Raw genomic sequence first — 25943 nt, 5'->3', positions numbered from 1 at the left:
GGCGGTCGCTTCTTTGTTAATGCTTTTTTCAATATCCGGTTACTTACCAAACACGAATCATTATCTGTACATATACCTGTACGATAATGTAAAATACAACCGCATATTTCAGGTTAAATTGGATACCGTTTTTAAACAGACTTAACCCATTGGAAGCACTGAGTACAATGACTGGCATGATTAGTGGTGACAAAAGAATGGAAATGACGCTGCCTGAAGTTATCGTTAGTACAATTAATTCTGGTGGGTATGGCAGCGAAATACTTTCTAATAGCCCTGCAACCAAAACCATTACAGTTAATGGACCCAAACCGATAAACCCCAGAAAAATAACGATAAATGGAAGCAAATACAAAAAGTTGAGAAACGGTAAAATTTCTTGTATGTATTGTATTCCGGCTATAACAGCAACACCAAATCCAGTCTGATTTAACCCATAAATCAGTACACCCGCGGAAAGCAAAATACATAGCTGATACGACTGCCTTACCATACCACTCTCATAGTATCTTCTTGTTTCTCGAACAAGATTTTTCATCCTTTTTTTCACGAAATAATAAACACATGTCCAAATAACCACTACGATTGGAATTGTTAGCATAAGATTGACAGAAAAGGTGGCGTGCAATAAAAATATTGTTCCGAATAACGTAACAAAGAGCAACACAAATTCGATCACTTTCTTTTTTATTTCTTCCTTGTTGGAATAGCTACGAAGGACAGTGTCAATTTCCGTCTTTAAGGCAGCTGTTAAATTTATTCCATATCTTTTTTCCTGAAAATAAGAAAATATCACAGCTACAATTGACCCTAATATAGCGATCCCTAACCCTTGTAAAACAGATATCCACAAAGAGGCCTGCATTGTTTCCACTGCAAAAATAAAACTAGGAATACTGATTACCCACATAGTCGACAAGGCAAATGCACGCAGGAGCGCAGTACCTTTAAAATTCTCCCACGCTTCACCTCTTTGGTTTTTCAAAATAGTGGTGATGAATTGATACATCATTGGTATGGAGCCAAAAAGTAAAAAATACGAAATCACTTGGGTAAAAGAAACAATACCGAAATAAAATTTACGACTTGAGTCTATTCCTTTGTGTGCAAAAGCTAACACTTCTTCAATATAAGGCTCTTCCCTCAATACCCAACCAATCATCGGAACAATAATTAATAATCCAATTATACCGCGCATTTGAAGAAATCCATTGTATAAGCCATCTATGAATGATCCCTCAGAAAAGATCAAAACTGTTACACCTACAAGAAATAGGAAAAGTGGTAATTTGAATTGTTTAACAGTCAACATCATCCCTGTGAAAAGTATCGTGAGCAATCCACTAGCAGATAGAAGATACAACAAAAATTCCACCTCATAAAAATAGGTGAAAAAGTGCAGTAATGCATAGAAGGTAATGGATAATTTCAAGCCCCAGTTAATAAAACGCTTCATACACATAAGCTCCTCATAGTTGTAATAATTCTTATCACGTAATACAGTATATTCTTTAATAAACCGAGATTAGAATACAAACCCTTTTTCCTACTTTTAGCAATTGAATTTAGTTAAAATAAAAGCAATTTCTCAGCAGTTAAAAAAGTATAAATCCTTTCTTACTGCATAAATGCAACGAAGGTTTGGCGATAAGCCAAGTTTTCTAATCTTTTTCTACTTGTTTTATAATGACATACTAGAATCATTTTTTAAACAAATTAGACGCTACAGCGACAAAGCTGTAACGTCATTTCAAAAAATCCATTGGTAGCCCAAGAAAAACTTAAACCAGTTGGATTCATTAATAAAGTTTATAGTTTTACACCCTTCGGCAAGTGTAAATCATGTTCCTCTACACTAGTAATCTCGTTGTTTCCATCTACAAATACGACTCTTGGTTTCAGGTCTTTTATTTCTTCATCGGTCATGAGCCCTTGACTTAATATAATTACAATATCACCAGGAGAAAATAAGTGTGCAGGTGGACCATTTAAGCATATGCGATTCGAACCCTCTGGGGCTGGGATAGCATACGTCTTCCATCTGGTTGCATTTTTCAAGCTTGTAATTTGTACCATTTCATATGGTAAAATATTCGACTCCTTCATTAAATTATAATCAATTGTTATACTGCCAACATAATCAAGTTCAGCTTCCGTGACTGTGGCCCGATGAATCTTTCCTTTACACATTAATCGTTGCATTTAAAACGCCTCCTATGAATTAGCTTAGTTATAGAATAAACTAAATATTCTTATAATCATACCAATTTCTAAAATAAGACTTTTTCTTATATCAATTCGATTGTTTTCGAATCATCTCAAACACCAGTTCAACATCCTTATCCCCTCTACCAGAGAGGTTCACGATAATGGATTCTTCTTTTGATAATTCTCGAGCCAACTTTATCGCATGGGCAACCGCATGTGAACTTTCTAATGCTGGGATAATCCCTTCGACTTTTGACAATTCTTGAAAAGCCTCCAGCGCTTCATCACCAGTTGCTGTGACATACTCACCCCTACCAGTCTTATTGAGCTGACTGTGCTCAGGTCCGACACCCGGATAATCTAATCCTGCGGCAATTGAATAAGTCGGTTGTGGTTCACCATCTTCATCCAACAACGTTAAACATTTGAACCCGTGGATTACCGCTGGCTCCCCTTTTGTAATGGTAGCTGCTTCTGCCGGTTCAACTCCAATCAGGCGGACACCTTCCTCATCAATATAATGGGCAAACGCTCCAATTGCATTGCTTCCACCACCAACACAGGCTATCACAGCTGCAGGCAGTTTTCCTTCTTTTTCAATAATCTGCTGTTTTGACTCTTCACTAATAATGGATTGAAAATATTTCACCATCGTCGGATATGGATGTGGCCCAACAGCCGATCCCAATAAGTAAAATGTATTCTTATGATTTTCCACAAGATCGTTTAATGCTTCATCCACAGCATCCTTTAATCGCCCCTGACCTTTTTCAACTGGGACAACTTCTGCACCCAGTAGTTCCATCCGAAAGACGTTTAACGATTGACGCTTGGTGTCTAGTTTCCCCATGTATACTTTACATGGAATGCCGAACATCGCGCATGCAGTTGCTGTCGCTACCCCATGCTGTCCCGCCCCAGTTTCAGCAATTATTCGCTCTACACCCATTCGTTTGGCCAAGAGAATCTGTCCAATAACATTGTTAATCTTGTGGGCGCCTGTATGGTTTAGATCCTCACGTTTCAAATATATTTTTGCCCCACCGGTTTTTTTCGTAAGATTTCCAGCGAACGTAAGTGGATTCTCACGACCAACGAACTCCCTCAAATAATACCGGAACTCCTCTTCAAATTCTGGATCATCCCGATACTTCTCAAATTCCTTGGCCACATGGGACAACACATTTTTTAGGTCATCAGGTACAAAACTACCCCCAAATTCCCCGAAAAAACCTTGCTCTGCTACGCTTTGCTTATTCATGACTCTACTCAGCTCCTCAAACCATTATCACTTTCTTTTAAAAGAATACTTGAAACTATCTTAACATTTTGAAGGCACTTTGCAGTAATTTATTAGTAAATAAAAGAGTCTACTCAATTATAATAGATTCAGAGACTTTCTAGTTTTTAATTGCCGTTAACAAAGCTGGCATATCTATGTTTGTAGTGCAATCCATCTTCAGGGAAGACACCCACCTTACTTCCCATATGGTTTAATTTCTCCATCCGAAAGATAATTCAATACCGTACCGATAAATACTTTTCCAATGTTCAACATGGACCGTTCATCGACTGTGAATTTCGGGTGATGGTGTGGATAGACAGCATTAATGTCTGCATTTTTGCCTCCCACGATAAAATAAACACCTCGAATTTCCTGCTGGTAATAGGCGTAGTCCTCACTGCCCATCATTGGATCCATCTCTGTAACATTCTCTTCACCGACAATCAATTTTGCCATTTCTTCCACTCGCTTTGATTCCTCGGAGTCATTAAACATCGACGGGCAATCACGAACATATTCATAATCCACATCAGCACCTGCAGCTTCACATGTAGTTTTCGTAATCTGTTCCATCGCCTTTTCGATTATATCCCGGACTTCTGCATCGTAGGTACGCACTGTTCCTTTAATGATTGCTTTATCCGGTATAACGTTATTTGCGCCACCGCTCATAAACGAACCGACTGTAACAGCTGCGGCCTGTTGCGGATTCACCCGGCGGCTAACAATTTGTTGCAGATTGACGACCAGTTGGCTTGCAGTTACAAGCGGATCAACAGTGGTATGTGGCTGTGATCCATGGCCACCTTTCCCTAAAACTTCTATTTTAAAATCATCCTGTGCGGAAGATACATAACCTTCTCTTACAGTAACTGTACCAAATGGTTGATCCGACATTACATGAGCACCATAGATCATGTCGACCCCATTAAGGCAACCGTCTTCAATCATAAACTTTGCCCCACCCGGTGTCGCCTCTTCCGCAAACTGATGAATAAACACAATCGTTCCAGGAATTTCTTCGCGTATCGTACTTAAAACCTTGGCAACCCCAAGAAGTGCTGATGTATGAATATCGTGTCCGCAAGCATGCATGACTCCAGGTACTTTCGACTTATACGCAACATCCTTTTCATCCTGAATCGGTAAAGCGTCAAAATCGGCGCGCAATGCAACGGTTTTACCAGGTTTGCCACCTCTCAGAGTTCCAACGACACCACTTCCTCCGACACCGGACCTTACCTCAATCCCTAACCCTTTCAAAAACTCTGCTATTTTTTCTGGCGTTTTTTCTTCGTGATGAGACTGCTCTGGATACATATGCATATCTCGACGGAAGTCCACCAATTCTGGGTAGATTCCTTCTAATTTAGCAAAAATTTCTTTAATCATATCCGTTTCCTCCTCGTTGTTATATCCATTTTTTTAATAACTTCCATTACATCAGGAAGTCCATATAAACATGTGAGCTATTGTTACAAAAATTGCTCCTAACACATAATGAATTGCTATTAATGGCCATACAAACTTTATCCACTTTATCCAAGAAATGCCCGCCATCGCTAGTGCTGCTAAAAGCAACCCACTTGTTGGGGTGAAAATATTTGAAATACCATCACCCATCTGATACGCAAGGACAGCTGTCTGCCTATTTACTTCCAATAGATCAGCAAGCGGAGTCATGATCGGCATACTAAGTGCAGCTTGTCCACTTCCGGAAGTTACGATGAAATTTAAAAAACTTTGTGTTATATACATCCCGATTGCAGCAAATTGACTTGGCATACCGGATACGAGACTCGTAACTCCGTACAAAATGGTATCGATTGTGCTAGAGTTTTGCAGCAAAACAAGAGCACCATATGCGAAACCAACAACTAGTGCTCCGACAACTAGCTCCTCACAACCTTTGACAAATCTTTCAGCAATTTCATTAATTCCCATTTTATTGATAATCCCAACAACAATCCCCATGATAAGAAACAGGGCTGCAATCTCCTTAATAAACCAACCATACTGAATAACACCAAACGCGAGTATACCTAGTGTCAAAACAAGCACCCCAAGCGTGGCTGCTTGTATTCTTGTTAACTTTTCCTGAGCTATTTCCGTTGTATCAGTGTTACGTTTGTTATCTTCTTCAAGAACAATGCTCGTGGACGGTTTATTTTTCACCTTTTTTGCGTAGACCATCACATATGCAATGCTAACCGCCATGAAAATCAACCAATAAATTATTCGTACGCCCATTCCAGAAAAAAGGGGTAAGCCCGCTATCCCTTGTGCAACCCCAATGGTAAATGGATTTGTAAACGCTGCGGTAAATCCAGCTGAGACGCCAACCAGAACCATTGCAGTTCCAACCATCGAGTCAAATCCAAGTTTTAAGGCAATCGGCACCATTATCAAAATAAACGGCAGTGCCTCCTCAAACATCCCAAACGTAGCGCCTGCAAGTCCAAAGAAAATCATGACAACTGGAATCAGATAAATTTCCTTCCCAATCACCTTAGAGGAAATACTACCAAGTGCTCCTTCAATTGAATTGGTCGCTCGGAAAATACCAAACGCACCACCAACAATAAAAATAAAGAAAATAATAGCTGCACCCTCCACCATTCCCTGATGAATAGACTGAAAGATTTCCATGAATCCAGCTGGATTAGACTCGACGGTATGATATGTCCCATCAACAACAACCGTCTGCTCCTCTTCATTCGTGGTACGATCATATTCTCCAGCTGGAACAAAATATGTACTAATGGTAATCAAAATTATTACAGCAAATAAGATGACAAACGGATGTGGCGCTGTAAATTTTTTTGATTTTTTGTTTGGTTCCTTATTCATTTTAGGTTTCTTCGCTTCTAAGGCCATACTAGATTCCTCCTCTATATTCGTGAAATAATACTGCTTTCCTTTCCATTTCATTCATGTAAAAACAAAAAACACCCCCTATATTTGGGAGTGCATGGATTGAAAAGAGGAAGTAAACTGGCAAAATGAGTTTTGGTTTAAAGAGAAAGTTAAAAAAACTCTATTTAATAAAAAAACAATGACAAGAATCAACCTATCATTGCGTCACCAATTATACGTTTTCCTCCATCGATCAGTAGTCCTCCATGCACACCATGCACGACAGTATATCCTTTATTCAAAGATATACCAGCAGTAATAAGTTCGACCCTTACTACGCTTCGGCAACCAATCCTTTCATCAGCAATCATCGATGTCATTCTCACGCTAATTAATAATATTGTCTGCACCTCTACCTCACCGAACTGAGGTTAAATATGTATTTGTTTTTTAACAATACAGTATTTCGAAAATTGTTTCAAGTAGTTTTGAACTTTTGCCAAAATATACAAGTCACAAACATAAAGAGCAGCCTGAGAACACTAAGTCATTAATTATTCTTTCCTAATTTAATTTATTCCCCATCCCGATAACGATAATATGGTAACTATAAACTTCTTAAAACCTTCATTAAATGTTTCGACTATGGTGCTTGGTAACAGTTCCCTTCCCGTTTATTTATAAAGTGGGAAGGGAGAACGAAGCATTTCCATGTATGGTGATTAGACAATCAAAAAATACCCTCCAAAAATAGCTTGAAGGGTATTTTTCAGTATTTTCTTTTAAAAATTTACGCAATCACTAGTTTTACTACAGCTTCTTCAACTGTTGCGTATTCGTAACCAAGATCAAGTGCTACTGCTTCGTATGTTACTCTTCCGTTTAGCACGTTTACACCAGATTTAATCGCTGGGTTTTCATTAATTGCTTTGACAACACCTTTTGTAGCGATTTGCGCTGCATAAGGGATGGTTACATTTGTTAATGCAATGGTCGATGTACGTGGTACGGCACCAGGCATATTTGCAACCGCGTAGTGAAGCACACCATGTTTTTCATAGATTGGATCATCATGTGTTGTAATATGATCAACTGTTTCGAAATTACCACCTTGGTCGATAGCAACATCGACAACAACAGATCCTGGCTGCATGGATTTAACCATTTCTTCTGTTACAAGCTTAGGCGCTTTTGCACCTGGAATTAATACGGAACCAATAACTAAATCAGAGTTTTTAACCGCTTCTGCGATATTGTATGGGTTCGACATTAATGTTTGTACACTCGTACCAAAGATATCTTCTAATTGACGTAAACGTGTAGGATTTAAGTCAATAATTGTTACATCTGCACCAAGACCTACTGCAATTTTTGCTGCGTTCGTACCAACCATTCCGCCACCGATAACGGTTACTTTCCCACGATTTACACCTGGTACACCACTTAGCAAGATCCCTTTTCCACCATAAAACTTTTCAAGGAACTGGGCACCAATTTGCGATGCCATACGGCCAGCAACTTCACTCATTGGAGAAAGTAATGGTAATGTGTTGTTTACGGTTACAGTTTCATAAGCGATTGCTGTAACTTCATTTTCAACTAAAGCTTTAGTCAATTCTGGTTCCGCCGCCAGGTGAAGGTAAGTAAACAAAATTAGCCCTTTACGAAAGTATTTGTATTCAGGTGAAAGGGGCTCTTTTACTTTCATAATCATTTCCGCCTTCTCCCAAACATCTGAAGCGCTTTCAATAATTTCGGCACCAGCTACTTTATATTCTTCGTTAGTAAAATTACTTCCAACACCAGCATTCGATTCAATCATGACCCGATGTCCGGCTTTAGATAAATTTACAACCCCCGCAGGTGTCATTGCAACTCGGTTTTCATTATTTTTAATTTCCTTTGGAACACCAATAATCATACTAACCAACCTCTCCCTACTGTTCAATTTATATTCTATTATATTCCCTTCATCTAAATTTTTCTTTATGAATATAACAAAAAATAGAAGGGATGGTTTGTGTAAAATCACATATCATTCCTTTTCATGCTTTCTAACTTTAAATCAAGGTATAGCGTTATTTTTTGATTTGGGTCCTTTAAGTCGACTTCTGCGATTTCAACAATTCTTTTCAAGCGATAATTTAATGTATTTGTATGGACATGTATTAATTTGGCTGCTTTATGCACATTACTATCACATTCCAAATAAACATTTAGCGTTGTTAATAAATTTGTATGATGCTTGAGATCGTATTTTCGTAACTTTTCAATTGAATAGTTTTGATAATGATTCCGGTTTCTGATTTGATAAAGCTCATCCAAAAATTGATAAACGCCAAGTTCTTGATAACTATAAATGTTCTGTAGCTCTTTTGGAAATTGCTCCTTTAACTCCAAAACCTTTAGGGCGTGTTTATAACTATCCTTACTATGTTGAGGCGTGTTATATATTGTTCCAAAAGACCCTTTCACATTACTGATTTGCATTCTTTCTGAAATTTTATGAATGAAATTTCCAATAAATTTATTCAGAACCTTTATCGTATTTTCACTGGATTTAAGGCGGATTAGTAGGATTAGTTGATTCTGATCAAATACCCGACAAACAACCTGAACTAATTCTAGGGTTTCCGTTAAATAGTAGGAATGTTTTTCAATCGTTTGTGTAACTTCACAATCATATTCAATCATGGCAATAGCAAGGTTTCCATTTAACTGTAATCCGAACCGCTTTGCTTGGCGTTCAATCACATCCTTTTGATATGCATGGCCGGTTAATAGTTGCCAAAAAAATTCTTGATAACTCTCTTCCGCCTTCCTTTTTTTAATTTGAAGCTTAAGGAGTTGTTTTTGCACCAGATTCGATGCCTCTTTGAGCAATTTTAATTTATCTTCTCCAAATGTTTTATCAGTTGTTTGCGCCCAGATAAAACCAAGAACCTCATTACTTTTCCGAACCGAAACGGCAATTCTGTTTCCGAGTCCCACTTCCTCGATAGCGGGTACAATCACCGGTTCATCTTGTTCAAATAACCTTGACATCACACCATGTTTCCAAAGGCTGTTGATTACATTCTCTGGCACTTTTCTTCTTATTATAGTGGCTACCCTGGCATCATCTACATTTTCTTCGTGGGTACTATACGAAATGATTCGATGATTGGAGTCTTCTATCGTAATAGGACAGTCTAGGACTTTTCCAATGCGGTCTGCTAAACCCTCCAAGGAATCAAAATCATCTTTAAATAATTCGGAGCGATCGGATGAATTGTTCATGAAAACTTTCCTCCTTTCTCTATAGATTTTCTATTTTTATATTTTATATTTTATTTTATATTGCTTCAAGAATACCATAAATAATGCTAATTTGTACTTTCATTTTATGTGGTTTTTCAAAAAATCACCAAATGTTGGACGACGAATTTCTTCATTCCTTAGCTTTTTCTTTCCTCACGTATTATTTGTTCCTCATAGTCCTCGCGCCTTAAGCTTTTTGTTGCTAATTTGCGACTTTTTTGTACACGCATTTTAAGTGAATTATCAAATAGTTGGACAAAATTTTAGTAAAACACGTGGTTTTTCACAGATTATTTGTTAAAATAGAGAATACGGTTTAAAATAAGACAGAATTCGCCATTTTCTTTCAGTACAACATTTTGGGTTTTACACCATAATAATACATAAAAGTTGGAGGACACCATGAAAATTTTAAAAATTGCAAGCGCTTTTATCGGAATCATTGTTGGTGCGGGGTTCGCATCAGGACAAGAAGTTTTACAGTACTTTACAAGCTTTGGGCTTATTGGAACAGTTGGAGCAATAATTGCCACAGCATTATTCGCTTATCTCGGGATGACGTTGACGAGTCTTGGTAGTCGTTTGCAGACGAGATCACATAAAGATGCCGTTTATAAGATTAGCGGGCGTTACCTTGGAGTTGTTGTGGATTACATCATCATCTTCACCCTTTTTGGCGTAGGGGTCGTCATGATTGCTGGGGCAGGATCTATCCTGGATCAGCAGTTCGGATTACCATCTTTCCTAGGGACCATGCTGATGACAGTTCTCGTCATACTTACCATTATGATGAATGTCGATCGTGTGGTTGCGGTTATTGGGAGTATCACACCATTTTTAATTATTAGCGTAATACTAGTTTCCATTTACAGTCTGCTAACAATGGATTCATCGTTTGCGGAACTTAATCCGATTGCTAAAGAACAACCATCAACACTACCAAACTGGTTCATAGCTGGAATAAACTATGTTTCTTTTAATATTGCGGTAGGAGCGTCCATGTCACTTGTCATGGGAGGAGCTGAACGTGACGAAAAAGCAGCGAAAATGGGGGGACTTCTCGGAGGACTTGGCCTTGGAATTCTCATATTAGTAAGTCATCTTGCCATCTACTCAAAAGTTGATGTCGTTGCAAACTTCGATATGCCGATGTTAAAAATTGTTGATGATATCTCTCCTGTACTCGGAATTTTTTATTCAATAATCCTGTTCGGCATGATTTTCAATACTGCAGTCAGCATGTTCTTTGCATTCGGAGCACGCTTCACGGAGATAGGAACAAATAAGTTCAAAGTGTTCGTTAGTATCACCATGATTATTGCATTCTCCGCAAGCTTCGTTGGCTTCACAGAACTTGTTGCTTTTTTCTATCCGCTCATTGGCTACTTAGGCCTATTCCTTATTGCAGCTCTCGTATACGCATCAATCAAAATACCAGCTGCAAAGAAGAAAAGGCAAGAAGCAGGTTAGACCATAGAAGTTGCTACTTGAAAATCGGCAGAGAAAAGCTTATAATAAATCTCTGATTGATTGGAACATTAAACTCAGTCGGGAGAATGCTTGCTTGGCATTAACCCACTGATAATTGTGTTTCGGGGCCATGGTATAATGGGATTACACTTGAATGGCATTCAAGTAATCGGGGTTCAATTCCCCGTGGCTCCATACTAAGTTAAGAATAATAACTTAAAGTGCGTGTTCAAAAATTCGGCAAATTAGAAACAAGGTCGACAAAGAACGCAACGTCCTGTTGCAAAGTCGACATTAGCACGTCCTGTGCGTCAAGTTCGAGGCGGCGTAGTCCCCGAGATCGGAATGTAGGCTATTCCTACATGAGAAACCAGAAAAACAAGCAAAGCGGAGAAATTCGCCGTTTATCATTTGATGACTTTTTGAACATCCTCTTAAAGAAAGCCCTCCCTTATTGTCTAAAATAATAAGGGAAGGCTTTTATTTAAATATACACAGTTCTATACTCCCCGTTTATTCCCCCATAAATAGGTATGAAGCTGCGGCAGAACACGAACGTCTTTCAATACATGACTTTCCATTACTAGATCAATTAGCTGTTCATAGTTACGTAACATATGACCAAGTAACTTTTCATTATTCATTGTTTCTAGATCATCATTTCCTACCTGAAGAAACAATTCCACATCTGGATACCTTTGATGCATATTTACCGCGTAAGTCAAATCATCCTCATTAAAAATTACTACTTTTAAACTGAATGTTCCGTTTTGATCCTGCCGTAAACGATCAATAATCTGATCGAGTTTTTCAAAATTTGTTTGCATTCCTGAGCTTGGCGGCTTAGGTGAAAGCGTCAAATCATCAATGTCGATAAACCATGGCTGCCACTTACTCCCTTGTGTTTCCAGTGCTATGTTCATATTCTTTTCGTGTAACAGCTTAACAAGCTCATTTAAATGGGCTAGCAATCCAGGATTTCCACCTGATATGGTTACGTGCCCAAAGCGATCACCGCCTTCTTCTGTTAATGCCTCCCAAATTTCCTCAGGCTCCAGGAGTTGAATATTACTTTTTTCAGATCCATCCCACGTAAATTTAGAATCACACCAAGAACAGGAATAATCACAGCCGGCTGTTCGAATAAACATTGTCTTTCGTCCAATTACCATTCCTTCTCCTTGGATGGTCGGGCCAAATATCTCGAGCACAGGGATCTTCATTATTTATCCACCTTTCTCGGGCGATAAACACAATAACTTGTCGGTGTTTCCCGTAAATATACCTGTAGACATAACGGCTTATTTTGTAACGTATTTAAATGGTCCTGGATAATTTCATAGATCGTACGTGCGATAACCTCAGTCGTTGGAAAAAATTCGGACTGTTTATTAGAAAAAGCTGGGTCTTCGTTTAAAACCCCATGGTCAAAACGCCGTTCAATTAACTCTTTTACTGTTTTAAAGTTAACCAAAAATCCAGTAGACCCAAGTTCATCTCCTACAATGGTAATGTTTGCAAAGTACGTGTGTCCGTGTGTCTGTTTGCATTTTCCAGCATCTGCGTGGGCAATATAATGTGCTGCCGCAAAGTGAAAGTCTTTGTTTATTTCAAAAGAATAATCGTGGGTCGCAGCGGGATAAATTTGCTGCATCATACCACTTCACCCTCTTTCTTTTTTTTATAATTCTCAAGACCTCTTTGCCTTAGGATACATGCGGGACAATCCCCGCACCCACTGCCCTTCACACCGTTATAACAAGTTAGTGTATGTGTTTTTACAAACTCAAAAGCATTAAGTTTGTCACTGAGTTCCCACACCTGCGACTTATCAAGCCACATCAATGGGGTATGAATAACAAACGTATCATCCATGGATAAATTTAATGTGACATTTAATGATTTCATGAAGCCATCCCGGCAATCTGGATAACCGCTGTAATCGGCTTCACTCACTCCTGTTATCAAGTGTTTGGCACCAATTTGTTTTGCTAACACACCGGCAAAAGATAGAAACAATAAATTCCTGCCCGGTACAAAAGTAGACGGCAATTCACCCTCATCCTCCGTAATCGCAATATCATCTCTCGTTAATGCATTCGGCGCTAATTGATTCAATAAAGACATATCAAGTTCATGATGAAGCACACCAAGCTTCTGGCAAATCTCTTTTGCACAATCCAGTTCAGCAATATGCCGCTGACCGTACTGAAACGTGACAGCCTCCACTTCTTCAAATTGTTCCAAGGCCCAGAACAGGCAAGTAGTACTATCCTGTCCCCCACTGAATACAACAACTGCTTTTTTACTCATTTTCATTTCCCCTCTCTTTTATCAAAAAGGGAGAGATTCAAGCCTATTTCCATCAAAAAAAACAACACCAAAGAGAGTGTTGTTGACTCCTTAGTTTTTTATCGAGGGATGGAATTGCGAACCTCTCCTGCAGAAATGCAGATTTCATTTTTTGATTATAATTTAACTTTAACATAGTTACAGCCCTAACTTCACCCAAAGTATCTCATCTTTGATCTCGAAACTTAATATATTTCCAATCGGCACGGCCTTCACTTTATCTATACAATTTAAGTCAATTTTGATATTTTCTTCATTGTACTTTATAAATGGTGGCTTATTTAAAATAATTTTATTCAGCCAATTCCATTTTACTGGCTTTGCGGTAACTAACTTTAGTTTTAAGGTTCTACCATGAGCATGTATAGGCTTTAATCCAACTTTAAACTTAATTGATTTTAAAGGCATTTCTTTATTCCCGCTAATTGTTATAAGTCCATTGACGAAAGAAACATTCAAATCCCTTATTGCGTCATTTTTATTAATACCTTTTTGCAAAGTCCACAAGAACATGTCTGATGTTATTGGTAAACTGACACCTTTTTCTTTCATACTTTTTAATTTATCACCGAAATTATTGTTCATAGAAGCAACAATCCCTTCTTGTACTGTGTGTAACAACCTGACCTATTAATACCTATTCCACAAAACTATTTCTTATAATCCCAAAGAACTTTCCATTCTCCATCAACAATTGTTGTATACAGATCCTGTACAATACTAAAATTTCCATACTTCCCCTTATACACCTGCGTTACCGTCACCATATAGGTAGTCGGAATCGGCTCCGCACCCTTTTCGATTTTCCAGTTCTTTACTTCCATCGCTTCACTAAGAGTGTAAGTGAAGGTCGTGACACCGAAGTGGTTCATGAATATATGGGCGCGATCTTGAAGGTAATGCCCTTTAGGAAACTTCTCCTTCATTAATGGATGGAACATCGCCCACGAATCAGAAAATGCCCCGTCTTGTTCATATGTATAAAATGTATCAACTACTTCAACGGCTTGCTCTCCTGGAGGTTTGCTGAAAAAAAAGAGATAGTAAATGGTTATAGCAGCAGTAACCACGGTAAATAACAGTACAATCAGCAGCGTTGTGCCTCGATCGCTTTTCCTCATTTACTATCAGCTCCCCTTTTATAGCAGTCACTAACAATTTTATTCATTAGATGAGACAAATAGTATTGTCAGTAGAATTTATATCTATCAAAATTGATACGGTTCACCCTAAAAAGTACTCATACCTTCTTCATTTTTAGACAAACTAAGGGATACCACTATTTGGAGGGAGAATCATTAATGGATGAAAAGAAGAAATCAACAGACACTAGGAAACCAGAAATTGAAAGTGAAAATATTCCGGAGATTGAACACAAAACATCCCATCCTCAAGACGAAGAATTTAATCTGCAAAATGTAAATTTTGCATCAGGCGAAAACACCTATTTAAATAATTCAGGGCAGGATCAACCAAATGAATAGGAAGCAAGAGAAACAGAAAAAGGATCGAGCAACGAATAAAAAAGATCATGCGTTTTCCGAAGAATTGTCAGATAGTCCAATCAGAGATGAAATTATAAGGAAACAAACCTCGAAAGGTTAAAGTGGCGGATTACAAAGAATGATGACTAGAGGCAACTTGTTAATTTTGTAACAAGTTGCCTCTTATGTCTGTAATGATCTTTTAAAGGTCTAATAGATGAATCAAAAATATGCTTACTATCCATAACATCAGCAACACAAGCTGTTGGTATTTCATGAAACTTTTCTATAATAGTATCCATATAAATCACCCCGCAAGTCATCTACTTTTCAAAGCTTCGTTTGTATTTACAATTTTCATTGTATAAAACAATAAAATAATTACTATGACCATAACAATAGCAAGAAATAGCCAGCCGAAAACAAATGATCCGGTTTTATCAACAATGAAGCCAAAAAGAGGTGGTCCAACAATTACCCCCCATGAACCTAAAGTAATACTGAAACCACTAGCAATTCCTGATTGTTCACGTGGGACTAGTTCTGTAGCTGTATTCATCCAAATTCCATTAAAACCAGACATACAGAACCCAAAGAAAACTGTAATCAATGACATCGTCCCGAATGATGTTCCAGGAGGCAGTAACGCAATCGTAAGCGACAAAAATATTGTGCAAAATGCAATGATAATTAGGACAATTATTCGTCTTCCATTAAATAAACGATCACTTACAATCCCCCATACAATCCGCCCAAAAGACCCACTCACTTCGGAAATGACCAGCAAAACACCAGATAAAACCAAACTTATACCAAGTCGTTCATATGCGAACAACACTAGATACGTATTTAGAGCCATTTGACCACCACTTAAGCCCATGGCACATATACTAACAAGAATTAATGCCTTATTTTTAAGCATAGCGTAAATGGATGGTAGTAAATGGCTCGATTCGCTGTCCTTTGCACCTGTAGCCTTCTTGACGGAAGGTGGATCGTTATAGAATAGAAAGGCTAGAAATCCTATAAAAATTAAAAGCAAACAAGCACCAAAAAGAACTGGTCGCCATCCCCATTCACTTGCAAGGGGGAGAAGTAAAAGGGCAGAAAGAGCCGAACCAAACGTGACCCCCATTTGCTTGATTCCCATAGCTGTACCACGCTTATTAGGGGAAAACCAGTAGATAATACCGCGGTTTGAAGCGGGGTGCATGGATCCATAACCAATCCCACCTAAAGTGATTAAAAAAAGAATCACCAAAAATACAGAAGAAAAGGTCATCAATAAAAAGCTTAACCCTAAACAAATAGATAGCATTAACAGTACTCTTCTTGACCCTATCGAATCTGTAAAATACCCTACTGGAATGGCAGCAAGCGATTGTCCTAGAAATAATGCGGCAGGAAGCATTCCGATTTGTGCCATTGTAAGGGATAAGTCTGCACCAATCAGTAGACCTAATGGGGCTAGACTCCTGCCTATAAAAGCGACGGATACTTGTGCGACAAACAACCATGCCAACATTCTCCATGGGTTTATTTTAGTTAACGAGTTTTGCTGTAAATCCTTAATTCCCATATGCAGTTCAACTCTTTTTTTATTTTTTGGGAAACAATACTTCAACTAACCCCTTAAATCAAAAGGTTTCTAGGTTCAGACAATATTTAATTTTTTACATTGTTGACAAAATACTGATAACAATATACTATACAAGAAAGCGTTTACATGTCAAGGAGGTGGAATCAATTAGTCGTATTGTTAAATCAGAACCCTTTCACGTTCAAGCATACGTACACATTCAAAACTATCTGCTAGAAAATAAATTTTTACCCGGTGAACGACTAACAGAGTCAGGTCTAGCAAACATGTTAGGAGTTAGTCGCGGCCCAATCCGTGAAGCCATACGAATGTTGATACATGATGGCTTGCTAACTCAAAAAGGCGTGCATATTTACGTTTTTGACCCAACAGTTGATGATGTTGTCGACCTTTATCTCTGTAAAGAAAGGTTGGAACCACTTGGAGCAAAATTATCAGCACAAAACATGTCACAAGTAAATAAAGATGCCTTAATAGAAATAGTAAATAATACAAAAAAGGCATTAGAAAACAACCAAAAAAGAGAAGTGGTTACTTTTAATACCAAATTTCATGATATAGTCGTTCAATCTTCAGGTAATAAGCAATTAATTCAATTTATGAATTTAATACATGCGAAGAACTTGTACATGCGAAATAACATTCTAAGCAACTATTCCCGAAGAGATAATTTTTTTGAGGAACATGTGCGAATTGCTGATGCCATCGTTAACGGAAATGGCAATCAAGCTGAGCTTGAGATGAAACAGCATGTTCAAAATGATATCAACATGCTTGATACTATTTTTAAATCAAAACAAAAGGATGATTTTATATGACCCAAACGTTAGAAGGGTTAAAGGTATTGGAATTAGGAAGTCTTATTGCGGGTCCATTTGCGGGAAGATTAATGGCTGAATTTGGTGCAGATGTTATCAAGGTTGAGCCTCCTGGGAAAGGTGATCCACTCAGAGAATGGAGACATATTTATGAGGGTCAATCACTATGGTGGCGACTTCAGGCACGGAATAAAAAATCAATCACTATTGATTTAAAGAGTGAAGAAGGTCAGGGAATAATTCAATCCCTTGCAAAAGAATGCGATATTATCATTGAGAACTTTAGACCAGGGACTCTTGAAAAATGGAACATAGGATATGAACAATTATCTGCTATAAACCCTGGAATTATTATGGTTAGAGTATCTGGTTATGGTCAAACAGGTCCATACCGAGACAAAACAGGCTTTGGTAGTATCGGCGAATCGATGGGCGGAATACGACATCTGACAGGATACCCGGACCGGGCACCGACACGAGCAGGAATTAGCCTTGGAGACTCCCTTGCAGCAATGTATTCGGTCATCGGCGCACTTATGGCAGTTTACCATCGTGACGTAAAAGGAACTGGCGAAGGTCAAATTGTAGATGTAGCACTTTACGAAGCTGTCTTTAGTTTAATGGAAAGCATGCTTCCTGAATACGACAAATTCGGTGCAGTTCGGGAAAGAACTGGATCTTCCTTACCAGGTATCGCACCCTCTAATACATATCCATGTAGCGACGGGAAATACATTGTAATTGGCGGGAATGGGGATGCCATTTTTAAAAGATTAATGATTGCAATTGGTCATCAGGAATTAGCGGAAGATGAAAGATTTACAAGCAATAAAGGTCGTGCAGAACATGCAGATTTTCTTGATGCAAGTATAGAAGATTGGACGAAAACAGTAAATCTTGAAACCGCATTACAAACACTTGATGATGCAAAAGTTCCTGCAGGGGCTATTTACAGTATTGAAGATATTGTAAAAGATCCACAGTATCTAGCGCGAGAAATGATTCAGAGTTTCAACCTTGGTAATGGTGATTCACTAAAAATTCCAGGTGTTGTGCCAAAAATGAGTAAGACACCCGGTGCAACAAATTGGTTAGGCCCAAACCTAGGAGAACATACCAATCAAATCATGAAAGGCGTATTAGCCTATGATGATGAAAAGATCCAAAAACTAAAAGAGGAAGGTATTATTTAATTAACTTTTTGAAAGTAGGTGATGAAAATGAAACGAATTTTTATTCAAGAAGTTGTTACAAGGGATGGACTTCAAAATGAAGACCAATTTATTCCTACAGATAAAAAAGTTGAGTTAATTAACCAATTAAGTGATGCAGGAGTGGATAAGATTGAGGTAACCTCCTTTGTCTCTCCTAAGGCCATACCAAATTTGAAAGATGCAGAAGAAGTGATGAGTAAAATCGAGCGAAAACCCGGAGTTATATACTCCGCCCTGGTACCGAATCTCAGAGGGGTAAAACGTGCTACAAGTTGTGCTGTAGATGAAATTAACCTTCTTGTTTCAGTGAGTGAAACACATAACTTAAAAAACGTACGTCGAACAACTGACCAAACATTTGAAAGCTTTCACGAAATAATGAGTTTTTTATCCAATAAGAACATTCGTGTAAATGGTTCGCTTGGTACATCTTTCGGCTGCCCATTTGAAGGAAATATCTCAGAAGATAGCGTGCTACGTCTCATTGATCAATATCTGGAACTAGGTGTTAGTGGAATTACACTTGCCGATACTACAGGCATGGCCACACCTACACAAGTATATCAATTATCTAAAAACGTTTTAAAGCATTGGCCTGACCTTCCCTTAACCCTCCATTTTCATAATACAAGGGGAATGGCATTAGCAAATGTTAACGAAGGTATTCGTGCAGGAGTAACGCGATTTGATTCCTCTCTAGGAGGACTGGGTGGATGTCCCTTCGCTCCTGGAGCAACTGGAAATGTTTGCACAGAAGACCTTGTTCATATGCTTAAATTTATGGGATATGAGATCAAAGCAGATCTTGACCAACTGATAGACTCAGCCAACTATTTACAATCACGTTTGACACATGACTTACCTGGCCAAGTAGTAAAAGCTGGGAAAATAACAGATCTTCATTCCGCATCTGAACTATAGAAGGGAGAAAGAAAATGGCTCCAAGAACACTTTTCGAGAAAGTTTGGGAAAATCACGTAATTGATTCGCCACTTGATCTACCATTAATTTTTATTGATCTACACTTAATTCATGATGTCACATCACCGCAGGCTTTTTCTTTGCTTAGGGATCAGGGGCGAACAGTTAGACGGCCAGATTTAACATTCGCATCAGCTGACCACAACGTTCCAACAACTGACAGGAATTTAGAGTTTAAGGACCTACTTGCAAAAAAACAAGTTGAAGCTTTAATCAGTAATTGTAAAGAATTTGATATTACAGCTTATGATCTAGACCACCCTGACAATGGTATTGTTCACATTATTGGACCTGAGCTCGGATTAACAACGCCGGGAAAAACAATTGTTTGTGGAGATAGCCATACCTCTACACATGGTGCATTCGGAGCATTTGCATTTGGAATTGGATCAAGTGAAATTACGCATGTATTGGCGACACAAACTCTACCTCAAGTAAAACCGAAAACAATGAACATTCAAATTGAAGGTGATATGCCAGAGGGAGTAAGCAGCAAGGATATTATATTAAGTATCATCGGTGAAATTGGTACTGATGGTGGGGTTGGGCATGTAGTGGAGTTCACAGGAAACGCAGTTAAAAACATGTCCATGGATGAACGAATGACAATTTGTAATATGGTGCTAGAGGCTGGCGCACGTTCAGGAATGGTTGCTCCCGACGAAAAAACAATTGCCTATTTAAAGAACCGACAGTTTGTACCTAAAGGTCAAAAATGGGATGAAGCAGTCAGAGAGTGGAGCAAACTATATAGTGACCCAAATGCTGTTTATGATAAAACAATAACGATAAACATAGGTGAGTTAGCTCCCCAAGTAACCTGGGGGACCAATCCTGGTCAGGTAACATCGATTGATGATTATATTCCTTCCCCAGGAAGTTTCACGGATTCTGAAACGAAGGCAACAGCAGAAGCAGCTCTATATTATATGGATTTAAAACCACTAACAAAAATGAATGAAATAGATATAGATCGGGTATTTATCGGTTCTTGTACGAATTCTAGAATAGAAGATTTACGTTTAGCTGCACAAGTGGCCCATGGTCACAAAGTTAATAAAAGCATTACATCACTAGTTGTTCCAGGTTCTTATCACATTAAAAGACGCGCCGAAAAAGAGGGATTGGACAAAGTTTTTATTGAAGCTGGGTTTGAATGGAGAGAGCCAGGTTGTAGCATGTGTCCTGGAATGAACCCTGACATTGCTAACCCGGGAGACAGAGTTGCCTCAACATCCAATCGTAATTTTGAAGGCCGTCAAGGAAAGGGTGTAAGAACTCACCTCGTAAGCCCAGCAATGGCTGCCGCCGCGGCAATAACTGGTCGTCTGACAGATATCAGAGGGTGGAATTATATTGGGGAGGTGAAAAAAAATGAAACCATTTCGTAAGTACACGGGTTCTGTTGCACCGCTTAATAAATCCAATATTGATACTGACATCATCATTCCTACAGAGTTTTTGAAGCGGGTTGAACGAACGGGTTACGGAAAACATCTGATGTATTATTGGCGTTTTGACGATGCTGGGAAACCCCAAACGGATTTTGTGTTGAACAAAGAAAAATATAAACAAGCATCTATTTTACTTACCGGTGATAATTTCGGATGTGGCTCATCAAGAGAGAATGCGGTTTGGGCACTGCATGATTACGGATTCCAAGTAATCATTGCACCTTCATTTGCAGATATTTTTAAAGGGAATTGTTCAAAGAACGGATTACTGTTAATTGAGCTTGAGCATGAACAAATAGAAGCATTGTTTGACCTGGAAAAAAATAACCCTAACTTTTCGTTACAGGTAGATTTAGAGAATGAAATCATCCAAGTTGAATCTGGTTGGGCAACATCGTTTTCAATTGCATCCCACATACGTCATAAATTTTTAAATGGACTTGATGATATCGACGTAACGATGACGGCAGAGGAAAACATCTCGCGTTTTGAGCAACAAAGAGCCTATTATATGGATCCGTATGTAAAATGAGTTCTGAATCTTAAAAAGGATAGGAGGAATTTGAATGTTGAAATTTAAGAAAGAACCAATTAAAAATGGGAAGTTATGGATCATATTTGGGGTTTTATTTCTGTTAAGTGTCCCCTGGTATTTACCTGTAGGAAGCTATAAACCCTTGATTCTCGGAATCCCTTATTGGGGCTGGATTGTAATACTCGTTTCCCTTGCCTTTTCAGCAACTATTACGTACGCAATCAAATACTTATGGATAACTGAGGAAGATCCGAACATGAAGGAGGAGGAGAAATGACAGGAGATTTAGCCTTTGGCGGTTGGTCCGGTGTCCTGATAATGGCAGTGTATGGCCTCATCATGCTAGCAATCGGCTTAATTACGTATTTTAAAAATAAAAATATCCGAGAAAGCAATACAGAATACTACTTAGGCGGAAGAGGTTTAAGTGTGATGGTTCTTTTCTTCACATTTTATGCAACCCAATACAGCGGAAACACTATTATTGGGTACGCTCCTCAAGGGTACCGAATTGGGTTCGAATGGTTACAGTCCATCACGTTCATGATTTTGGTCATGGTCGGGTACTTGCTGTTCGCTCCAAGGTTATACGTACTTAGCAGAAAGTTTAACTTTATTACTCCATCCGACTGGCTTGCTACACGTTTCCGTTCAAAAGGTATTACCATTTTAGGCTCCATTCTTATGTTGTACGGCTTAGGTAACTATCTTCTTGAACAACTTGTAGCAGTTGGTCAAGGGGTTTCAGGACTAACTGGTGGCACCGTACCATATCAATTATGTGTTGTCTTTTTCATCGTCATTATGCTGATCTACAGCTGGCTCGGTGGCATGCGATCAGTGGCCTATACAGACACAATGCAGGGAATTGCCCTTCTTTTTGGTGTATTCATTCTTGTAATTGGCTCAATTGTCTACTTTGGTGGATTGCCCTCAACTGCAGACTACATGGCAACATTTACACCTGAGAAACTGGGTGTTCCGGAAACAGATGGGATAGTCGGCTGGTTTAGCATGCTGGTCCTTGTACTGATTGGAGCATCCATTTATCCGCATGCCATTCAGCGGATATTTTCCGCAAAAAATGAAAAAACACTTAAGAATTCATTGATCGGCATGGCTTGGATGCCATTCGTGACTACTGGTGTAATCTTATTGGTTGGGATAATTGGAATCAATGCATTTCCAGACTTAGGTGAAATGGAATCAGAAAAACTGGTTGGAATGATGGCAAATGCTATCGCTTCAGAAAATCTATTTTTCTATTGGGCTATGATTCTGTTATTCGGTGGAATTATCGCTGCTATCATTTCTACAGCTGACTCGGTGCTTTTGACCTTTTCATCTGTCATTTCAAAGGATTTGTACGGAAGGTATATTAATCCGAAAGCAACAGAACATAAACAGATTTTTGTTGGAAAAATTACCGGTATTATTGCAACTGGAATACTGCTGGTAATTGCTTGGTATCCGCCAGCTACATTATATGAGATATTCGTATTAAAATTTGAATTACTAGTCCAGATTGCTCCAGCCTTTATCTTGGGGCTGTACTGGAAACAGCTTCATTCCAAATCAGTTTTTATCGGAATGGTTGTTGGTACAATTATCGCCACGGTAATGACATTCGCAAATATTACACCGTTTGGTATATTTAGCGGACTTTGGGGATTATTGGTAAACCTCATTATTTGTGTAGTAGGTAGTCTCTTATTTAATATTTCAAAGTCAGAAAAAGTAGAAGTCGATAAGGTTATTGGCTTGTAGATGTTAATCAAATTATAACAAGCCTAAAGAAGATATAACGAAACTGCCTTCCCCCTGAATGCTACAGGAGAAGGCAGTTTTATTTGAAATATCCCCTTGAAATCCTAACGCCGTAACTCTGTTTCAGTATTAACTAAACATATTTATACTAGTGATAATAATTGGCATTGCGAAAACATCAATTAAGAATGCTCCAACTATAGGTACGATTAGAAATGCCTTACGAGAAGGACCGTATTTATTTACAATCGCATCCATGTTGGCAATCGCGTTAGGTGTTGCACCTAGGCCGTGGCCGGTGAACCCACCTACCATTACTGCAGCATCATAATCTTTACCTAACATCCTAAATAAAACAAAAATACCAAATAATGCGATGAATAGTACTTGGACGAAGATAATTATTAGTAATGGAAAAGCAAGATTCGCAACCTCCCATAATTTAATGCTCATTAGCGCCATCGATAGGAATATACCCAGTGTGATGTCCCCGATAATGCTGATACTTTTCATTTGAATAATATTGCGATCATATTTATCAATAATATTTCTTACTATTACTGCAACAAACATTGCGCTTACATAACTAGGTATCGCAAACCCCGTTGTACTAGTAAATAACTCACCCAAATACGATCCCACTGCCATACATAATGTTATAATAAATACCTGAATCATAAATGTCTTTGATGTTAAATTAGAAGTTGAAGCTTGGACATTTTCCAGCGCTGAACTATCATCTTCAACGTCAGTTTCTGTCGGTTTTAAATTATATTTAGTAATCAAATGCTTTACAATTGGACCACCGATTAATCCACCAGCTACAAGTCCAACTGTGGCTGCAGCTAATCCTATTGATAATGCTGATTCAACTCCAAGTTCTTCAATAGTGGTTCCGAATGCCGTAGCTGCCCCATGGCCACCTTCCATTGATGTTGCTCCTACCATTACACCGATTAACGGGTCAAGATTTAATAGCTTTGCAAAAGAAATCCCAATTACACTCTGTACTAATGCTAAAAAACCGCAAGAAAGCCAGTATATAACTAATAGCTTTCCACCTAGCTTAATTAAACCAAAGCTAGCCCCAAGTCCAACAGTTGTAAAAAATGTCAACATAAAAAGTCCTTGTAAAGAGGTATCTAAACTTATTTCTAGAAGATGAAATCCTTTTAATATAGTAGCAATAATTGCAAATAAAAGCCCTCCAACAACTGGAGCTGGGATACAAAATCTATCTAGAAAATGGATCCTCTTATTTAAGTAACTACCTATCATAAAAACTGCTACTGCAATAAATATGGTGGTTAATTGATTTATTTCCAAACTCATATTAGTTCCCCCCTTTGTTAAACATTACATCCCCTAAAATATTTCATAACCACTGCAATTAAATGTGCAGCTAATTTTGTTGTCTTATTACCTTCATCTACTAATGGATTAACTTCAGATATATCAAAGCTTACAATGTTTGGCTTTGAAATAATGTAGCGTAATAAATTTCTCACTACTTTTGCTTCCAATCCAAAGACTGATGGTGCACTAACCCCAGGCGCTTCAGATGCAATAATAGAATCTGTACATAACGTCAGCATAATATAATCATGCTTATCGGAAAATTCATCTATAGTTTGGAATGTATGTTGATAATTGTTAGAAGTAATATCTTCTTCAAGAATATGGGTACAATTAAGTTTGTTTGCCTTCTCAAACAAAGCCTTTGTGTTCCCAAACTCTTGTATTCCTAGACATAAATATCCAGCATTAGTATCCTGCTCAAGTATTTGTCTAAACATTGTTCCAGAAGAAGGTACACTATCATCTCTCATATCAAAATGTGCATCAATATTTATAATACCTACTGATTGCTCAGGTCCAATGAACTCCCTTACCCCTAAATAATGACCATATAATGTTTCATGACCTCCACCTATAATAATTGGTATAGTGGAATGGTTAAGTAATTTTGTAATATGAATCCCTAATTCTTCTTGGGCAGCCTCCATCTCGTCATTTTCACATACAACATTTCCAGCGTCTATTAAGTTCGCATTATCACCTATATTATAGGGTAAGCTTGATAATAACTTTCTGATCTCACGTGGAGCCGAAGAAGCACCTACTCTTCCTTTATTTCGTCTAACACCCTCGTCACATTCAAAACCAATAATACCAAAAGCGCTTTCATTTTTTGTTGATTTATCTATATCGTTAAACTTAACGACTTGATGAAAACGGAAACTGTTTACGTCTTCTTCATGATCAACTCTTCCAGTCCATAATTCTTTATCGGGTAATTTATAGATAGTAACACCTCATTTTTTATAGTTTATGAATTCAGAATATAATAGCTTTCCATTTCATTATAATTAAGATAATATATAATTACTAATACATATTTATTATATTTATATAGTTTTAAACTATAAATGCGTGTTCAAAAAGTCGACAAATTAGAAACAAGAAGTTCGAGGCGCGAAGATTTTGAGGACCGGACTTGCACAGGATGTGCTGACTTCTACGTTGTCCACAGGACGTGGACGGTTTTAGTAGAAGTTCCTCTATGCTTTTAATACGTGAGGACCGGAAAAACTGCGCAACGAAGAAATTCGCCGTTTA

The 25943-nt window shown here is 38.2% G+C and carries 25 protein-coding genes, 1 tRNA gene and 2 riboswitches; of the genes, 11 read left to right on the top strand and 15 right to left on the bottom strand.

What is annotated here, in order from left to right:
- Window positions 1-43 precede the first annotated feature (43 nt).
- The 7 genes from CFK40_RS05585 to CFK40_RS05555 form a co-directional block, all read right to left on the bottom strand.
- Window positions 44-1456, bottom strand: a complete 1413-nt coding sequence (locus CFK40_RS05585; RefSeq protein WP_089531335.1) for a hypothetical protein — start codon at window positions 1454-1456, stop codon at window positions 44-46.
- 353 nt (window positions 1457-1809) lie between these two features.
- Window positions 1810-2202: an aspartate 1-decarboxylase gene (gene panD, locus CFK40_RS05580; RefSeq protein WP_089531334.1), complete on the bottom strand. Its 393-nt coding sequence runs from the start codon at window positions 2200-2202 to the stop codon at window positions 1810-1812.
- Window positions 2203-2293: 91 nt separating this feature from the next.
- Window positions 2294-3469: a tryptophan synthase subunit beta gene (gene trpB, locus CFK40_RS05575; RefSeq protein ID WP_089531332.1), complete on the bottom strand. Its 1176-nt coding sequence runs from the start codon at window positions 3467-3469 to the stop codon at window positions 2294-2296.
- 216 nt (window positions 3470-3685) lie between these two features.
- On the bottom strand, window positions 3686-4885 hold the full coding sequence (locus CFK40_RS05570) for a M20 metallopeptidase family protein (protein ID WP_089531330.1): 1200 nt from the start codon (window positions 4883-4885) through the stop codon (window positions 3686-3688).
- Between the two features lie 51 nt (window positions 4886-4936).
- Window positions 4937-6370 carry a YfcC family protein gene (locus CFK40_RS05565; RefSeq protein WP_227001874.1) on the bottom strand — a complete coding sequence of 478 codons (1434 nt, stop codon included), beginning with the start codon at window positions 6368-6370 and terminating at the stop codon, window positions 4937-4939.
- A 228-nt stretch (window positions 6371-6598) separates the two neighbouring features.
- Window positions 6599-6772, bottom strand: a riboswitch (Lysine riboswitch).
- Between the two features lie 367 nt (window positions 6773-7139).
- Window positions 7140-8270 (bottom strand): alanine dehydrogenase, encoded by a 1131-nt coding sequence (ald, locus tag CFK40_RS05560; RefSeq protein ID WP_089531328.1) that lies wholly within the window; start codon window positions 8268-8270, stop codon window positions 7140-7142.
- A 107-nt stretch (window positions 8271-8377) separates the two neighbouring features.
- Window positions 8378-9628 carry a PucR family transcriptional regulator gene (locus CFK40_RS05555; protein ID WP_089531326.1) on the bottom strand — a complete coding sequence of 417 codons (1251 nt, stop codon included), beginning with the start codon at window positions 9626-9628 and terminating at the stop codon, window positions 8378-8380.
- Window positions 9629-10051: 423 nt separating this feature from the next.
- Between CFK40_RS05555 and CFK40_RS05550 the strand changes: the two genes are divergently transcribed.
- Window positions 10052-11119, top strand: a complete 1068-nt coding sequence (locus CFK40_RS05550) for a YkvI family membrane protein (protein ID WP_089531324.1) — start codon at window positions 10052-10054, stop codon at window positions 11117-11119.
- Between the two features lie 124 nt (window positions 11120-11243).
- A tRNA-Ala gene (locus CFK40_RS05545) sits at window positions 11244-11314 on the top strand.
- A gap of 305 nt (window positions 11315-11619) precedes the next feature.
- Here CFK40_RS05545 and queE read toward each other — a convergent pair.
- The 5 genes from queE to CFK40_RS05520 all read right to left on the bottom strand — a co-directional run bounded on the left by queE (window position 11620) and on the right by CFK40_RS05520 (window position 14592).
- On the bottom strand, window positions 11620-12342 hold the full coding sequence (gene queE, locus CFK40_RS05540; RefSeq protein WP_089531322.1) for a 7-carboxy-7-deazaguanine synthase QueE: 723 nt from the start codon (window positions 12340-12342) through the stop codon (window positions 11620-11622).
- Window positions 12342-12776 (bottom strand): 6-pyruvoyl trahydropterin synthase family protein, encoded by a 435-nt coding sequence (locus tag CFK40_RS05535; RefSeq protein WP_089531320.1) that lies wholly within the window; start codon window positions 12774-12776, stop codon window positions 12342-12344. The genes queE and CFK40_RS05535 overlap by 1 nt, the downstream gene beginning before the upstream one ends.
- Window positions 12773-13438 (bottom strand): 7-cyano-7-deazaguanine synthase QueC, encoded by a 666-nt coding sequence (queC, locus tag CFK40_RS05530; protein WP_089531319.1) that lies wholly within the window; start codon window positions 13436-13438, stop codon window positions 12773-12775. The genes CFK40_RS05535 and queC overlap by 4 nt, the downstream gene beginning before the upstream one ends.
- A 78-nt stretch (window positions 13439-13516) precedes the next feature.
- A riboswitch (PreQ1 riboswitch) is annotated at window positions 13517-13563 on the bottom strand.
- A 46-nt stretch (window positions 13564-13609) separates the two neighbouring features.
- A complete protein-coding gene (locus tag CFK40_RS05525) occupies window positions 13610-14056 on the bottom strand; it encodes a hypothetical protein (protein WP_089531317.1) in 447 nt (148 codons plus the stop codon).
- A gap of 65 nt (window positions 14057-14121) precedes the next feature.
- Entirely contained in the window at window positions 14122-14592 is a 471-nt protein-coding gene (locus CFK40_RS05520; protein WP_089531314.1) for a hypothetical protein, read from the bottom strand.
- A gap of 180 nt (window positions 14593-14772) precedes the next feature.
- On the opposite strand from CFK40_RS05520, the gene CFK40_RS05515 reads away from it, so the two are divergent.
- On the top strand, window positions 14773-14955 hold the full coding sequence (locus CFK40_RS05515; RefSeq protein ID WP_089531312.1) for a hypothetical protein: 183 nt from the start codon (window positions 14773-14775) through the stop codon (window positions 14953-14955).
- A complete protein-coding gene (locus CFK40_RS21480) occupies window positions 14948-15076 on the top strand; it encodes a hypothetical protein (RefSeq protein WP_264371393.1) in 129 nt (42 codons plus the stop codon). Before CFK40_RS05515 ends, CFK40_RS21480 begins: the two co-directional genes overlap by 8 nt.
- Before the next feature lie 198 nt (window positions 15077-15274).
- On the opposite strand, the gene CFK40_RS05510 is transcribed toward CFK40_RS21480, so the two are convergent.
- Complete coding sequence (locus tag CFK40_RS05510; RefSeq protein ID WP_089534299.1) at window positions 15275-16534, bottom strand: MFS transporter; 1260 nt, start codon at window positions 16532-16534, stop codon at window positions 15275-15277.
- Window positions 16535-16692: 158 nt separating this feature from the next.
- Here CFK40_RS05510 and CFK40_RS05505 point away from each other — a divergent pair, with 158 nt between their 5' ends.
- From CFK40_RS05505 to CFK40_RS05475, 7 genes are read left to right on the top strand one after another with little or no spacing between them, the layout of a single operon-like run.
- Window positions 16693-17373 carry a GntR family transcriptional regulator gene (locus CFK40_RS05505; protein WP_161493838.1) on the top strand — a complete coding sequence of 227 codons (681 nt, stop codon included), beginning with the start codon at window positions 16693-16695 and terminating at the stop codon, window positions 17371-17373.
- On the top strand, window positions 17370-18566 hold the full coding sequence (locus CFK40_RS05500; protein ID WP_089531309.1) for a CaiB/BaiF CoA transferase family protein: 1197 nt from the start codon (window positions 17370-17372) through the stop codon (window positions 18564-18566). Before CFK40_RS05505 ends, CFK40_RS05500 begins: the two co-directional genes overlap by 4 nt.
- A gap of 27 nt (window positions 18567-18593) precedes the next feature.
- Entirely contained in the window at window positions 18594-19508 is a 915-nt protein-coding gene (locus tag CFK40_RS05495; protein ID WP_089531307.1) for a hydroxymethylglutaryl-CoA lyase, read from the top strand.
- 14 nt (window positions 19509-19522) lie between these two features.
- Window positions 19523-20959 (top strand): 3-isopropylmalate dehydratase large subunit, encoded by a 1437-nt coding sequence (gene leuC / locus CFK40_RS05490; protein ID WP_089531305.1) that lies wholly within the window; start codon window positions 19523-19525, stop codon window positions 20957-20959.
- Window positions 20943-21554 carry a 3-isopropylmalate dehydratase small subunit gene (gene leuD / locus CFK40_RS05485; protein WP_089531303.1) on the top strand — a complete coding sequence of 204 codons (612 nt, stop codon included), beginning with the start codon at window positions 20943-20945 and terminating at the stop codon, window positions 21552-21554. Before leuC ends, leuD begins: the two co-directional genes overlap by 17 nt.
- A 34-nt stretch (window positions 21555-21588) precedes the next feature.
- Window positions 21589-21834: a hypothetical protein gene (locus CFK40_RS05480; RefSeq protein WP_089531302.1), complete on the top strand. Its 246-nt coding sequence runs from the start codon at window positions 21589-21591 to the stop codon at window positions 21832-21834.
- Entirely contained in the window at window positions 21831-23324 is a 1494-nt protein-coding gene (locus CFK40_RS05475) for a sodium:solute symporter family protein (protein WP_089531300.1), read from the top strand. The genes CFK40_RS05480 and CFK40_RS05475 overlap by 4 nt, the downstream gene beginning before the upstream one ends.
- 129 nt (window positions 23325-23453) lie before the next feature.
- On the opposite strand, the gene gltS is transcribed toward CFK40_RS05475, so the two are convergent.
- Window positions 23454-24656 carry a sodium/glutamate symporter gene (gene gltS, locus CFK40_RS05470; protein WP_089531298.1) on the bottom strand — a complete coding sequence of 401 codons (1203 nt, stop codon included), beginning with the start codon at window positions 24654-24656 and terminating at the stop codon, window positions 23454-23456.
- Window positions 24657-24673: 17 nt separating this feature from the next.
- Complete coding sequence (hutG, locus tag CFK40_RS05465) at window positions 24674-25630, bottom strand: formimidoylglutamase (protein WP_089531296.1); 957 nt, start codon at window positions 25628-25630, stop codon at window positions 24674-24676.
- Between the last annotated feature and the right edge of the window lie 313 nt (window positions 25631-25943).

Source organism: Virgibacillus necropolis (assembly GCF_002224365.1).
GTDB classification, from domain to species: domain Bacteria; phylum Bacillota; class Bacilli; order Bacillales; family Amphibacillaceae; genus Virgibacillus_F; species Virgibacillus_F necropolis.
Note: the sequence above shows the minus strand (reverse complement) of the source record. Positions and strands in the feature narration are given on the sequence as shown.